The organism is Afipia sp. MLSD5-FHT05B12 (genome assembly GCF_058793355.1).
In genome coordinates, this window is sequence record NZ_JBXAFS010000015.1 from 81,343 (window position 1) to 94,324 (window position 12,982).

The window sequence follows — 12,982 nt, forward strand, 5'->3', positions numbered from 1 at the left end:
CATGCCACTTCTTCAGGCGATCTTTAGCGGTCTGGCGCTCGGGAGCATTTATGCCCTGATCGCCTTTGGCTTCAGCGTAACTTATACAACGACAAAAACGTTCAATTTCGGACAGGGCGAGTTTCTCGCGCTTGGCTCGCTGGTAACGGTGAGTTGCGTGCTGATGATCAGCCGGGGCACTTTCCTCGGGAATCTCGTAACCGCCGACGTGACGTGGGTGGCTTATGGCGCTGCGCTGCTGTTGAATGTTTTGTTGCTTGGCGTGATTGGATCTGCACTCTACTTCCTCGCGGTGAAGCGTTTCCTGGGACAGCACGGCCTGTCCTGGGTCATGAGCACGCTTGGCTTCGGAATTATCATTCAGAATATGTGTCTGGCTGTCTGGGGCCCGGCGCCGATCGCGCTGCCGTCTCCGTTGGGCGATCATGTCATCAGCGTTTTCGGCGGGGGCGTGCGCCCGCAGGAAATATTGATCTTTGTCGTCGCGTTGATCCTGATGGGCCTGCTCGACTGGGCTCTGCATCGAACCCAGCTTGGCAAGGCGGTCAGGGCCGTTGCTCACAGCAAGCCTGTAGCCTCGCTGATGGGCATCAACGTTGAAGCGGTTTCAATCGGCGTGTTCGTATTGAGTTCGGTTCTTGCAGGCGTTGCAGGACTGCTTGTCGCGCCGATCACGACCGCTTCTGTTTTCATCGGATTTGCGCTCGCCTTGAAGGCGTTCTCGGCCGCCATTCTTGGCGGCCTCGCAAATCCGCGGGGCTGCATTTTCGGCGGATTTCTGCTCGGTCTGATCGAGTCGCTGGCGGGCATGTGGCGTGCTGAGTTGCGCGAGATCATCATATTTGTCCTCATCATTGCCGTGCTTTGTGTCAAGCCGGCCGGTCTTCTCGGTGCGACGCACGGAGAAAAAGTATGAGACAGAGCGGATCGCTGTTTGTCGCGCTTGCGCTTTGTGCTCTGGCGCTCGTCGCCACACAAATCACAAACGACTTCTATCTTCGTGTCGTTTTTAACATCGGGGTGTATTTCATCGCGGCGTCGGGGCTGAATGTGCTGGTGGGACAGACCGGGCAGAAGTCGCTTGGTCATGCCGGGTTGTTCGCGGTGGGCGCCTATACTGCGGCTTTGTTGACGGTCAACTATGGCGTGGGGCCGTGGGCGGCGCTGCTGGCGTCCGCCGTGACGGCAGGCGTTTTTGGCATCGTTATCGCCCTGCCGGCATTGCGCGTGCGTGGTCCCAACCTCTCCATGGTGACGATCGCATTCGGCATCGTGATAGAAAAAATCGTATCTGAATGGACCGATGTCTTTCGAGGACAGGAAGGTATTTATGACGTTGTGCCGTTGCAGTGGCAAGGCGTGCCGCTGACGGCGCAACAGTGGGTGATCGCGGTCTTCGCGATTGGGCTTGTGGTGCATCTGGGCATCTCGCAATTGTTGAGCGGACGTTTCGGCCGGGGCTTTCAGGCGGTCAATACGTCCGAGATTGCGGCCGAGAGCGTCGGAATTAGTGTCTATCGCTTCAAGGTTCTTGCGTTTGTCATCAGTGCGGTGACCTGTGGCATCGCGGGAGCGCTTATGGCGCAGCAAAATCAGTACATCAATTCCGACTTCATCAACTTCAACTTGTCGGTGTTCTTTCTTGTGCTGGTTCTGTTCGGTGGGCCTTCGCCGATGGGGTCGTTTCTGGGAGCTGTGTGTCTCACGCTTCTGGATGCCTTCCTTGCCCGCTGGCCGTACATTCAGCATTTTGTTTACGGAGCGTTGCTTCTAGTATCGTTGCTGGCGATGCCGCAGGGACTGTCAGGATGGATCGAGCAGGGAATTCGAAAATGGTTCCCTCGCAAGCCGGATGAGAGAAGTGGCGAAGAATGGCACGCGGTTAAAAGAGATGATGAATCCGCTCAAAAGGTCATTCTTGAAGCAGATGACCTTGTCAAATCATTCGGCGGTGTCATGGCGACGCGAAACATTTCGCTCCAGCTCCAACGCCATTCCATCACGTCCCTGATCGGTCCCAATGGTGCGGGAAAGACCACCCTGCTCAACATTCTTTCGGGAACGATTGGCTGCACGTCGGGACGGATTTCTTTCGATGGCAGGGAAATCCAGTCGATGGCTCCGCACGAGATCGCGCACATTGGAATCGCCCGGACCTTCCAGAATTTGAAGCTGTTCTCCGGCATGACCGTGCTTGAGAACGTTATTGTCGGCGGCTATTCGGCGCAGTCCAGCGGCTTGTTCGCCAATCTTTTCGGTGCTGGATCCGTCAGGCGTGAGGAGCGGGATCTGCGGACAGAGGCGATGGCCATTCTTCGTTTCGTCGGGCTTGATCATTGCGCAGACGAATCCGCGATTGGTCTGCCATACGGCCTGCAGCGAAGGCTCGAGATCGCGCGCGCCGTCGCATCTCGTCCGTCGCTATTGCTGTTGGATGAACCCGCGGCCGGTCTCAATCCTGCGGAAACCGAGCAATTGATGGAGTTGATCGTTCGTCTCCATGGTCAGGGAATCACCATTCTGCTGATCGAGCATCACATGGAATTGGTCATGGCCATATCGGATCACGTTGTCGTTCTGGATTATGGAGTCAAGATTGCGGACGGCATCGCCTCTGACATTCAGAACGATCCGTCCGTCATCAAGGCTTATCTGGGCGAGCCTATTCCCGAGATGGAGTCGGAATACGACGGTCCGCTTGCATCGCTGACGCCAGGTTGAGACGATACAATGCTGAACATCGAACATATTTCGGTAAGTTATGGCGCGGTCCGCGCACTGCGTGATGTTTCACTCACCATCAGGGAGGGGGAGGTCGTTACCATAATAGGGGGCAACGGCGCCGGAAAAAGCACGCTCATGCGGGCGATTTCGGGGCTCGTCTCGGTTGATGGAGCTATCACATTTCAGGGGTCGGATGTCGTCAGCGTGCCGTCCTACCGTCGTATCGGCCTCGGCATCGCTCATGTGCCGGAGGGGCGGCAAGTGTTTCCGGACCAGACCGTCGAGGATAACCTTCTGCTGGGGGCGTATTCGTTGGGGCTTGATCGTCAGCAATTGAGTACCGATCTTGACCGGTACTACGATCTGTTTCCCCGGCTGCGCGAGCGATGCGATCAATTCGCCGGCACTCTCTCGGGAGGCGAACAGCAGATGCTCGCGATCAGCCGTGCGCTGATGGGGCGGCCGAAGCTTCTGCTTCTTGACGAGCCTTCACTTGGTCTTGCGCCTCTCATCGTCGCGGAGATCTTCCGGATAGTGCGACGCCTGAAGTCGTCCGGCATGACCATTCTCCTCGTCGAACAAATGGCACATCAGGCCCTGGCGGTTTCTGACCGGGCCTACGTTCTGGAAACAGGGCAGATCACGCTGGAAGGTTCTGGGCGGGAGTTGCTGAATTCGGAAAGCGTGAAGCAGGCATATCTCGGCAAAGTCGGAAAGACGCCTCCTTCTTCCTAGGGGCATGTGTCGGTGTCATCGCGTCGTGCGGTGGGACGATGCTCCAGGACGGGTGTCCGGGTAGTGCGTACCAATTGACGGTATAAACGACGTGCAATAGTATCTTGAACAAGCATTCAAGTAAATCATGAAGGAAAGAGAATGAAAATCGTCGTCCTAGGATCGGGAGGAGTTGGTGGCTATTTCGGTGGTCGTTTGGCGGCGGCTGGCAGTGACGTGACCTTCGTTGCGCGGGGAGCCCATCTTGAGGCGCTTCGCCGCGACGGACTGAAGATCACAAGCGCGCTGGGCGATCTGCATATTCCGAAGGTCAATGCCGTCCAGACGATCGACGAGGCCGGCGCCGCGGACCTGGTCATGGTCGGGGTCAAGCTTTGGGACACCGAGGATGTGGCCGCTACTCTGAAGCCGATTGCCGACAAGGGTGCTGCGATCATATCGTTCCAGAACGGAGTTCAGAAGGACGACATCCTGCGCAAATACGTCCCGGCGGAGGCTGTGATGGGCGGTGTCTGCTATATCGCGGCCACCATCGCCGGGCCCGGCGTCATTGCACATGCTGGAACGATGCAGCGCATAGTTTTCGGCGAATATGGCGGGCGAACATCGGCGCGGAGCGAGGCCTTCCTGGCTGCCTGCAAGACGGCAGGAATCGACGTCGAGCTCAGCGATTCGATCGAGCGGTTGATCTGGGAGAAATTTGTCTTCCTCGTCGGGCTGTCAGGGACGACGTCGAAGTTCGGCACCCCGATCGGCCCGATTCGTGAGGACGCGGAAAAACGGGCGATACTGCTTGAGACCATGCGAGAAGTCGTGGCGGTGGGCTGTGCCAAGAACGTGCCACTGCGTCCTGATTTCGCAGAAGATAGGCTCGCGTTCTGCGATACGATACCTGCCACCATGACGTCATCAATGCAGGTCGATCTGGTACGGGGTAATCGGCTGGAACTGCCTTGGCTGAGCGGCGCCGTAGTTGATCTTGGTGCCCAGCTTAAGGTTCCGACACCGGTCAATAGCGCGATAGTGGAGGCGCTGAGCCCTTACGCATATGGAAAGAGATAACACGATGACGTGTCATGCCCTTACACTCCGGTCCCTTTCGGCGACCGCGGTGACATTGCCGATGAAGCGTCCGCTTGGCACCAGTGCCCAGACCATCGACAGGGCCTCGCTTCTTCTTGTCGATCTTCATACCGAGCAAGGTGTCACGGGCCGGGCTTATGCGTTTTGCTATCTGTCGTCGATCGCCCGTTCGCTGGTGCCGGTCGTCGCCGAGTTGAGCGCTGCGCTGGCGGGACAGCCGCTGGTGCCGTTCGATCTGGCAAATCGCATCAACCGGCATTTTAAGCTGCCCGGCGTGGTTGGTCCGTTGGCGATGGTCGCGTCGTCGGTCGACACAGCGATGTGGGATGCGCTGGCTATCGCAGCCGATATGCCGCTTGCTACCTTCCTCGGCGCGGCTCCGCAGCCTATTCGGGCCTACAACAGCAATGGCCTCGGATTAATGTCTCCGCAAGCGGCGGCAGACGAGGCGGAGGCACTGCTGGAGGATGGATTCCGCGGCGTAAAGCTGCGGCTGGGCCGTGGCGACATCGCTCTCGATCTTGCGGCGGTGCGCGCGGTGCGCAAGCGCCTTCCCGATCATGTGCATCTAATGGTCGATTTCAATCAGGCGCTGACCTTCGCCGACGCCATGCAATACTGTCTCGCGCTTGACGCGGAAGGGGTCTACTGGATCGAGGAACCGATCCGGCATGACGACTATCACCACACCGCCCTGATCGCGCAGGCCGTAAAGACGCCGATACAGATCGGAGAGAACTTTGCGGGGTTGCCGCCAATGGCAGCCGCGCTCGCTGCCTCGGCCTCTGATTATGTGATGCCGGATCTCGATCGGATCGGTGGTGTGACGGGATGGCAGCGCGCGGCCGGACTTGCCGCAGCTTACAACCGTGAAGTCTCCTCTCATCTTTTCCCCGAGGTCAGCGCGCACCTGCTGGCGGCGACGCCGGGCCGGCACTGGCTGGAATACGTGGACTGGGCGATTCCGCTTCTTCAGGAACCGATGCGGATCGTCGACGGCATGGCGATCATTCCCGACAGGCCCGGCAACGGGATGCGTTGGGACGAAGCGGCCGTTGCCAAATTCCGGTTGGATTGACGACATGGCCGCGCAAAAAAGTTTGATTGTTACGAATGAACTGCGGGAATTGGCGGCGCGCCAGTGGCAGGACTATCGGCTGCGGACGCCAGGGACATATTTCGGCGAAGGCCATCGTGCGCTGAATCTCTACCAAGCCTACGCGGTACAGGCCGAAGTTGCTCGACTGCGGTGCGAGGCCGGCGATGCGGTCGCGGGATATAAGGTCGGCTGCATCGGCCCGGGCGTGGTCGAACAGTTTGGTATGAGCGGACCGATCCATGCCCGTATTTTCAGCAGCGAACTGAAAGTGGCGGGCGACACGTTGCAGCATTCCGCTTTCGCTAATCTGGCGATCGAAGGCGAGATGGCAGTGCGGATCGGTGCCGACGGCAAGATTGCCGAGGTCTTTCCCGTCATTGAATTGCACCATTTCGTTTTCCGGGGCGTGCCGAAAACCCTCGCCGAGCTTGTCGCGAACAACGGCATAAATGGGGGAGCGGTCATTGCCGATAGCGCGGCAGCTGCCCCTCTCAAGGAATGGACGTCCGCCCGTGTGTTGAAGGTGTCGGTCAATAAAAAAGAAATCGATTCCGGAGATCTGTGGGCTATGACAGGCGGGGCCGTCGAAGCGGTCGGTTGGCTTAGCGACGATCTTGGCCGATACGGCCTGTCGCTGTCTCCGGGCGATCTGGTTTTGACCGGCACGCCGCTGGGCCTTCATCCTGTTCGACCCGGCGACGAGGTTTGTGTATCGGTAGATGGTCGCGAATTGGTTACGTGCCGGGTTGAATAAACCGAGAGAGCAAGCTGGCTTCCCGCAAACTGGCCGATAATAAATCCTGAGACCGCGGTGCTGCCCACGGTTTTGATGAAGCCGAAGGCCGAAGAGGCACCTCTTTCCAAAGGTGCGGTTAATGTCTAGATGCTGCTGTTTACCGGGAACCGCAGGATAGGAAACAAGATGGGACAGGCCAAGCATTTCGATCCGGAGGAGCGGCTGGATCGTGCGGTCAATGCCTTTTGGAAAAATGGCTTCGAGGGTCTCAGCATCCAGCAACTTTGCAAGGCCATGGGCCTTTTTCCTGGGAGTGTCTATGGGACCTACGGCGACAAGCGTCAGCTCTTTATCAAGGCAGTCGATAGATACATAACGACATATTCCGCTGAGGCTGTGGAGATGCTTGGGCAGGATACCTCCGGGTTAACGGCCTTGCGGAATTATTTCGACCGGCTCATTGACGGTATGATCGACGGAAAACGCCGATGGGGCTGCCTCATCACAAATTCCATCGTCGAGATGGCGCAACATGAGCCAGCGATTCGCGCGAAGATTGATGTTCATCTCGTACGATTGGAGACGGCTTTCGCGGGTGCCATTGCACGCGCCAGGCAAGCTGGTGAAATCCATGAAGATACGTCGTTGGACAGCGCGGCGTTTCTGGTCTGTGTGGTGCAGGGATTGAATGTCCTTGCGAAGACCAAGCCGTCCCGGCAAAAACTGGAACTCATCGTGTCGAATGCGTTGTCTTCGCTTGCGGCGTAGGCGGAGACTGGCTCTTCTGCAAACATGGCTATAAAGTATCCGGGTGATAACGTAAGCCTTGGAGCGCACTGCGAGTGCGGTTCATGGCTCTCCATGTGTTCGGCCACATAGCGCGATCGGCAACAAAGCGCCGATATCGCTGTTGAATGGCTCATCGGCGCCCGGCCGACATGAGCCCTAACCCCGGAAAACTCCGGCGCTAGCTGGCCTAGATTCGGGGAGCACTTCAGTTTGTGAGTCTATCAGACGGCAGTCGAATGGCCCTCTGAAAGATTTGGCCGGTGCCTTATCGCAGATTGCCGTATGTATCTCGGCCCGGCTGTTTCATGCGCGCGAAAGCAATTTCCCGCTGTATGTAACGCAGGGTCTTTCGGCTGCGTACTATGTAGGAGACATTTGTCGTCTCATTCTCAGTTCTGAAAGGATAAAGGCTATGAGAGTAAATCCCCGCATGTTGCTTCTCGCTTCGACCGCTATCATTTCATTTGGGCTTCTTTCTTCTCCTGCGGCATTTGCACAAGACAAGATGAGCAAGGATGGAATGAAAAAGGAGGACGCGATGTCCAAGGATGGCATGAAGAAGGAGGACGCGATGTCCAAGGATGGCATGAAGAAGGAGGACGCGATGTCCAAGGATGGCATGAAGAAGGACGGCATGAAGAAGGACGAGATGAAGAAGTAAGCAACTCCATCTCTGGTTGGCGCGTGAAGGAGCCCCAAAACACTTCGCTCGCTGCGACAGGCCCGTTCGGCACCCCGGACGGGCCTGTTCAACTTATCGCGTCAGAAGGCAGGTAAGCGAATATATGAATGTTCAAGTAGGCTCTTGCCTGCAAACCTGATGCTCCTAGGTCGCCAGCGGCTTCTACCATCGTAGATATCGAAGGCGGGCTAGGTAGCCGATCGTTACCACAATGCCTGTCGCCATTAGATGCCGGGCGGCAACAAACAGCGGGCTGTCATCAATGCAATTCGTTGCATAGAAGGTCACGGCGATACCGCTCGCTGTTCTCGGTACACACAAGCAACGTCAGTGCCGCACGACCTTCTTTTTCTTCGTCGGCTGCAGCGTTGCAATTGCGGGGCGAGCGAGGCCCTCGAGTAAAGTTCGCTCCGGCCTTGTGCGGGCGAGAACGCGAATCCCTAAGACGATCCCAAGAAAGAGTCGTGCCAAATCATCTGCGGGCTGGAGAGCGATGGTGCCGTCCCGCTGCCCCTTGGTCACGCATCTTCGAAAGAATACTTCAATCTCCGTGAAGGCCCGCGCGACCACGCGCTGAAATTCACGATCGTGTGGCGCAAGCTCGATCGCTGAATTGACCAGCATACAGCCGCGCCGCTGCTTGTCGGTGAGCGAGCGTTCAATAATCTCCTGCAGGAACGCGACAATGGCATCCCGTGGCGGCAAGCTGCTTTCGAGGCGCTCGATGCGTTCGCGCACCGACTGGTCGAGATAGTGATCTAGAGATCGCTGATAGAGGGCGCGTTTATCACCGAAGGCGTTGTAGAGGCTTGCTCCCGTAAGCCCCATCAGACTTGCGAGATCGCGGACCGAGGTCGCTTCATAGCCGTGTAGCCAGAATTTCTTAACTGCTGCGTTTAAAACGGTCGCCTCATCGAACTCTCGCGGTCTCGCCATCGTCGTTGATGCCCTTTTTGTTCGGCGGCCACATGGCACACCCGGCATAATCATACTGTTAGCTCTAAGAATGCGTCATCTCCAGCGATTTCTGTTGGAAATCGTCATGGGGCTGGGAACCCAGGCTCTTGCCGAGAAGTGCATCTATCTATATTTTGGAACGATCGTTCCATAACTAATTTCGTCCGCGCGTTGCCGCGCGAAGAGACGGAGTAATCTTGCGAGGATAGATGGCGTTCGCCGATGTTCTTAAACTGCCCGCCGCCATCCGCGCACAATGGCCTTACAAGCCGAAATTCGCGAGCGTGAACGGCTGGCGCATGCATTATGTCGACGAGGGCAAGGGCGATCCCGTCGTACTCCTGCACGGGAATCCGACATGGGGCTTCCTCTATCGCGACGTGATCGGACCACTTGTGCAGGCCGGTCGACGTGTCATTGTCCCGGACATGATCGGCTTCGGCCTTTCCGAAAAGCCGACACACGAACAGGCTCATACGCTTGATGGCCATGCGGCAAACCTGACCGCGCTGATGCGCCAACTCGACCTGCGGCGGATTGCGCTGGTCTGTCATGACTGGGGCGGCCCGACCGGGCTTTCTTTTGCCATGCATAATCCGGAGCGGATTCTAGCGCTAACGGTGATGAGTACCTGGGCGTGGCCGTCGCCGCCGGCGGAATTCCACACGCGTGTTTTTCCATGGCGAATGATGCACGCGCCCTTGGTCGGTCCCTATTTGCTCGGCCGACACAATGTGCTGGCCGGGCGCGGCATCTATTTGTCCGTCGTCGATCGCGAAAAATTCCGCCGTACGGCGAAGGCGGCCTATGAGGCGGTGCTTCCTGACCCCGCAACGCGTCTTCTGACATGGGCTTGGCCTAGGTGGATCCCGCTCGATCGCGGGGCGCGCGGGTTCAACCGCTTTGAATGGCTTGAAGAGCAGCTCTCCAGGTCAGAACTACCTACGTTGATCATTTGGGGTCGGGAGGATGATGTGTTCGATGCGGAGACGTTTTCGGGCCGCTTTAAGAAGCTCCTTCCTCATGCAGAAGGGCCGTTTTTAGTAACGGGTCGCCACTTCTTGCAAGAAGACTCCGGGCCAGAGATCGCGCGCCTCATCCTGTCCTTCCTCAATCGGCTTGATGGAACGAGGATCCCGTCATGACGAACGTCACGGTTGTTGAAACACCAGATCTTTGGGGCAAGCGGTTTGCCTTCTGCCTCGCCGAGGATCGGGTTGGACATTATTCCGAATTTCGGGATTTCTTCGCTCGCATCTTCGAACTTGATCGGAATGGATTGAAAGTTCCCGGATACGTTCGGGCACCTTCCGGCTTAATCTATGCGCTGATTTTCATTGGACGCAGCGGCGAGCCGTTTCCGTCCGGGGTAGAAGTGAGCGCCGTGGTTGATGCGCTGGAGCCCATCGAGACTGCCACGCTCGACACCGATCTTTGGGCTATCCTTCGATGGATGGTCGCGGGGGTGGGAGAGGGATGGACGATTGAAGATCTCGATTCGACCGGCCGTCTTTATCGGATACCGGCCGCGGTCGGAGATCGATAGAGGGCAAGGGCGCAAGCGAGCATGCCGCGTCAGCAATAGCGGGCGACACGATGTGCGGTGAAAATCTAGGACACCGAGTGTCGGGCACACGCAGCAGAATTGCGCGCGGTCGCGCGTGAGATTCGGCGGTCAATGGTTGGTAGCGCGTAACGATGAGGTAGAATGGCGATGAATTCAAGTCAGACGGCTAATAGTACGTCGCGGTCACTCACGCTCTGGGGGCGCGCAAATTCGATCAATGTGCAGAAGATCCTCTGGTGCTGCGGTGAACTCGGACTGGCCTACGATCAAATCGATGCGGGCGGTGGATTCGGCGTGACCGATACGCCTGAATACGGTTCTATGAACCCGAACCGGTTCGTACCAACAATTGAAGACGGCGGATTTCAACTTTGGGAATCGAACGTCATTGTCCGATATCTTTGCCATAGGTATGGATACGGTCTTTGTCCCGCTGATGTAGAAATTAGGTTCGATGCTGAACGATGGATGGACTGGCAAGCGACGGTTTTCTGGCCGGCGTTGCGTCCGCTGTTCATCGCACTGATCAGAACTCCGCTTCACCAGAGGGACCAAGGTATCATCGCAAAGGCGGAAAGCCTTTGCGCATCGGCGGCATCTATCCTTAACGATCGTTTTGCCGATCGGCCATTCTTGGGCGGCGCGGCGTTTTCAATGGGTGACATTCCCATCGGAGTCACCGTGCATCGATGGTATGCTCTGGACATTGCCCATCCTCCGCTCCCCCATTTGCGCCGCTGGTATGACAAATTGTGTGGGCGACCAGCTTTTCGATCCGGTGTCATGACGCCGCTGAGTTGACACGCGGCGTTAGGCCATCTGGGATGATGCCCGCTCTTTCATGCGACGTTGCAAAGCACTGAAGTCGTGCCATCGATTAGGATAGCGACATAATCGCCGGGCCTGACAGGGTGCAGTCCGAGCGGCGAACCCGTCAACACGATGTCGCCTGGCATCAGCGAAACACCGAAGCGACGTAAGTCCCCGCTTGGCCACTGCATGGCTTCCTCGGCTCCACCCGGCATCGCCCAGAGCAGCTCGGAATCAACCGGTTTGCCGTTGACCTCGACCGTGAGGACGCGTGCAGCTGCCCAATCGACGAACACCGTAGAACTGAGCGGCTGAGGAATGACGGCACCGGCGTTGATGTCGTTGTTAGCGACAAGTTCAGCGAGCGTCTCGAAGCCCCCTGAAACACAAAATGGTGCAGTTCGATCACTGGAAAAGCGACCTCGATCCGACCATCTGCTCCGATGCGGACCGCCATCTCACCCCCGATCGCGAGGTTCGCATAGAGTCTGGCAGACAGAGTGTCTCCCGATGCACGCAACTCGCTGCGAGACACCCGCCCGTGGATCGGGCCGCTCATTCCGAATTGCTCGACGACGCCAGGCCCATGCAGCCGACCTTGTAACCGGCCACGGCATCACTCGACGCGTTACGCAAGCGACCTCATTTGCACAGTGTAGGCATCTTCGAACGCCAGGCTGGACCCCGCTTCACCCAAATACGTTCCGGGAGTACGCGCCTGGTAGTCGCGCAGTTGCCGGTTGGCGAGGTCACGAAGCGCAGGTGCCAGCACGGTAAGTCTCCCCTCTTGCCGATACAAAACCGGGCGGGCTTTCTTATCCCAGTCGAGTTAATCCCCGACCGGGTCGCTATCGCCGCCATGATTGACCCCGGCTTGGCCCTCCGTCCGTACCCTGCATCAGAATGAACGCCTTCCGGGTCTCTGAAAATTTCGATACCTTCATCGTTGTCAGCTCCTTCACGAGAAGAAGTCTAGCAGAGAACACTAGCCAAAAGCGATCCGGTTCGACGACCTCGGATCATTCGCAATTATCTCAAGTGTTTCGTAGACCAACTGATCCCGGCGAGACCGCGGCTTGCAAAGAATCATTTTGTGGTCTGGCCGGAAAGCGCTTGGCGAAGTCTGGCAACATCGTCAGCGCTGGCATCCGATACAGCCCAGAAATTCAGCCCGTCCTTGCTCCAGTTCGCTATGTTGTATCCGTCCCGGGTTACAAGGTTCGTCACGATATGCGGTGCGGGCCAAACAAATACATTGATGGGATGTCCGTGCCGCCGGTAAATCAGAGCGGCCACGACCCGCCCACCAATGTAATCGATGCGGCCACCCACCAGAGGAAACCCTTGCGAAGCCAAGTCAACCACCGGTGGAGAGAAATCAACCTTGCCGTTGAACCATGGCTTGACGGTGTGCTGATCTGACGTTGCGATATCCGTCAGGTGACTCGCCAGAAGCGACCGGATGTGGCTTGCCAAGACTTCATCCTGAACTGATGAACGATCCTGAATGGGCGCTATCACCAAAAACAAGCTTGCCGCAAGAGCCGCGAGCGACGGCACAAAAATCCATCGTTTGAGAAATTCGAAAGCTTTGAATTTCTGGTCATTGTCTTTGTTTGTTCGTCCGGATAATGACCGTGCTTGTGTTGCTGCTTCGCTTGAAATGACGGCCAGAACTTGTGCGCGTACATGATCCGGCGTCCGCCAGCTCACGCCTCTTTGCGAGACGATTTTTTTCTGCGCCTGAAACGCCGCCAACTGGTCAACGCAATGTGAACAGGTTGCGAGATGTTTCTCGAG

Annotated in this window: 15 protein-coding genes; 11 read left to right on the forward strand and 4 right to left on the reverse strand. The window is 57.3% G+C overall.

The features are described from left to right. Position 1 precedes the first annotated feature (1 nt). The 8 genes from AC1Q6J_RS17810 (at position 2) to AC1Q6J_RS17845 (ending at position 7,827) form a co-directional block, all read left to right on the forward strand. Positions 2-916 (forward strand): branched-chain amino acid ABC transporter permease, encoded by a 915-nt coding sequence (locus AC1Q6J_RS17810; RefSeq protein ID WP_492280541.1) that lies wholly within the window; start codon positions 2-4, stop codon positions 914-916. Beyond that, positions 913-2,721 (forward strand): branched-chain amino acid ABC transporter ATP-binding protein/permease, encoded by a 1,809-nt coding sequence (locus AC1Q6J_RS17815; protein ID WP_492280542.1) that lies wholly within the window; start codon positions 913-915, stop codon positions 2,719-2,721. The genes AC1Q6J_RS17810 and AC1Q6J_RS17815 overlap by 4 nt, the downstream gene beginning before the upstream one ends. 9 nt (positions 2,722-2,730) lie before the next feature. Further along, on the forward strand, positions 2,731-3,459 hold the full coding sequence (locus AC1Q6J_RS17820; RefSeq protein ID WP_492280543.1) for an ABC transporter ATP-binding protein: 729 nt from the start codon (positions 2,731-2,733) through the stop codon (positions 3,457-3,459). 141 nt (positions 3,460-3,600) lie between these two features. Continuing rightward, the gene (locus tag AC1Q6J_RS17825) at positions 3,601-4,521 is read left to right on the forward strand and encodes a ketopantoate reductase family protein (RefSeq protein ID WP_492280544.1); all 921 of its coding nucleotides are present in this window, start codon (positions 3,601-3,603) and stop codon (positions 4,519-4,521) included. Between the two features lie 61 nt (positions 4,522-4,582). Continuing rightward, on the forward strand, positions 4,583-5,620 hold the full coding sequence (locus AC1Q6J_RS17830; RefSeq protein ID WP_492280545.1) for an enolase C-terminal domain-like protein: 1,038 nt from the start codon (positions 4,583-4,585) through the stop codon (positions 5,618-5,620). Between the two features lie 4 nt (positions 5,621-5,624). Further along, the gene (locus tag AC1Q6J_RS17835) at positions 5,625-6,395 is read left to right on the forward strand and encodes a 2-keto-4-pentenoate hydratase (RefSeq protein ID WP_492280546.1); all 771 of its coding nucleotides are present in this window, start codon (positions 5,625-5,627) and stop codon (positions 6,393-6,395) included. A gap of 168 nt (positions 6,396-6,563) precedes the next feature. Beyond that, entirely contained in the window at positions 6,564-7,145 is a 582-nt protein-coding gene (locus AC1Q6J_RS17840; protein ID WP_492280547.1) for a TetR/AcrR family transcriptional regulator, read from the forward strand. A 451-nt stretch (positions 7,146-7,596) separates the two neighbouring features. Next, the gene (locus tag AC1Q6J_RS17845; RefSeq protein WP_492280548.1) at positions 7,597-7,827 is read left to right on the forward strand and encodes a pentapeptide MXKDX repeat protein; all 231 of its coding nucleotides are present in this window, start codon (positions 7,597-7,599) and stop codon (positions 7,825-7,827) included. 183 nt (positions 7,828-8,010) lie between these two features. Here the strand turns inward: AC1Q6J_RS17845 and AC1Q6J_RS17850 are convergent, their stop codons facing one another. Both AC1Q6J_RS17850 and AC1Q6J_RS17855 read right to left on the reverse strand, forming a co-directional pair. Then, positions 8,011-8,169 (reverse strand): NrsF family protein, encoded by a 159-nt coding sequence (locus tag AC1Q6J_RS17850; protein WP_492280549.1) that lies wholly within the window; start codon positions 8,167-8,169, stop codon positions 8,011-8,013. A gap of 6 nt (positions 8,170-8,175) precedes the next feature. After that, positions 8,176-8,838, reverse strand: coding sequence for a TetR/AcrR family transcriptional regulator (locus AC1Q6J_RS17855; protein ID WP_492280550.1), 663 nt, complete (start codon positions 8,836-8,838; stop codon positions 8,176-8,178). A gap of 176 nt (positions 8,839-9,014) precedes the next feature. On the opposite strand from AC1Q6J_RS17855, the gene AC1Q6J_RS17860 reads away from it, so the two are divergent. From AC1Q6J_RS17860 to AC1Q6J_RS17870, 3 genes are all read left to right on the forward strand, one after another. Further along, a complete protein-coding gene (locus AC1Q6J_RS17860) occupies positions 9,015-9,950 on the forward strand; it encodes an alpha/beta fold hydrolase (RefSeq protein WP_492280551.1) in 936 nt (311 codons plus the stop codon). Continuing rightward, complete coding sequence (locus AC1Q6J_RS17865; RefSeq protein ID WP_492280552.1) at positions 9,947-10,351, forward strand: hypothetical protein; 405 nt, start codon at positions 9,947-9,949, stop codon at positions 10,349-10,351. The genes AC1Q6J_RS17860 and AC1Q6J_RS17865 overlap by 4 nt, the downstream gene beginning before the upstream one ends. A gap of 162 nt (positions 10,352-10,513) precedes the next feature. Continuing rightward, positions 10,514-11,173, forward strand: a complete 660-nt coding sequence (locus AC1Q6J_RS17870) for a glutathione S-transferase family protein (protein ID WP_492280553.1) — start codon at positions 10,514-10,516, stop codon at positions 11,171-11,173. 38 nt (positions 11,174-11,211) lie between these two features. On the opposite strand, the gene AC1Q6J_RS17875 is transcribed toward AC1Q6J_RS17870, so the two are convergent. Together AC1Q6J_RS17875 and AC1Q6J_RS17880 are read right to left on the reverse strand one after the other, a co-directional pair. Next, on the reverse strand, positions 11,212-11,520 hold the full coding sequence (locus AC1Q6J_RS17875; protein ID WP_492280558.1) for a fumarylacetoacetate hydrolase family protein: 309 nt from the start codon (positions 11,518-11,520) through the stop codon (positions 11,212-11,214). Positions 11,521-12,268: 748 nt separating this feature from the next. Then, positions 12,269-12,982 (reverse strand): anti-sigma factor (locus AC1Q6J_RS17880; RefSeq protein ID WP_492280554.1); only part of this gene is annotated, 714 nt, incomplete at its 5' end.

Bases quoted from the DNA above. Each gene is read 5' to 3' on its own strand.
- AC1Q6J_RS17830 (WP_492280545.1), top strand. From the start codon at position 4,583: ATGAAGCGTCCGCTTGGCACCAGTGCCCAGACCATCGACAGGGCCTCG.
- AC1Q6J_RS17810 (WP_492280541.1), top strand. From the start codon at position 2: ATGCCACTTCTTCAGGCGATCTTTAGCGGTCTGGCGCTCGGGAGCATT.
- AC1Q6J_RS17825 (WP_492280544.1), top strand. From the start codon at position 3,601: ATGAAAATCGTCGTCCTAGGATCGGGAGGAGTTGGTGGCTATTTCGGT.
- AC1Q6J_RS17865 (WP_492280552.1), top strand. From the start codon at position 9,947: ATGACGAACGTCACGGTTGTTGAAACACCAGATCTTTGGGGCAAGCGG.
- AC1Q6J_RS17840 (WP_492280547.1), top strand. From the start codon at position 6,564: ATGGGACAGGCCAAGCATTTCGATCCGGAGGAGCGGCTGGATCGTGCG.
- AC1Q6J_RS17820 (WP_492280543.1), top strand. From the start codon at position 2,731: ATGCTGAACATCGAACATATTTCGGTAAGTTATGGCGCGGTCCGCGCA.
- AC1Q6J_RS17835 (WP_492280546.1), top strand. From the start codon at position 5,625: ATGGCCGCGCAAAAAAGTTTGATTGTTACGAATGAACTGCGGGAATTG.
- AC1Q6J_RS17845 (WP_492280548.1), top strand. From the start codon at position 7,597: ATGTTGCTTCTCGCTTCGACCGCTATCATTTCATTTGGGCTTCTTTCT.
- AC1Q6J_RS17860 (WP_492280551.1), top strand. From the start codon at position 9,015: ATGGCGTTCGCCGATGTTCTTAAACTGCCCGCCGCCATCCGCGCACAA.
- AC1Q6J_RS17815 (WP_492280542.1), top strand. From the start codon at position 913: ATGAGACAGAGCGGATCGCTGTTTGTCGCGCTTGCGCTTTGTGCTCTG.
- AC1Q6J_RS17870 (WP_492280553.1), top strand. From the start codon at position 10,514: ATGGCGATGAATTCAAGTCAGACGGCTAATAGTACGTCGCGGTCACTC.
- AC1Q6J_RS17855 (WP_492280550.1), bottom strand. From the start codon at position 8,838: ATGATTATGCCGGGTGTGCCATGTGGCCGCCGAACAAAAAGGGCATCA.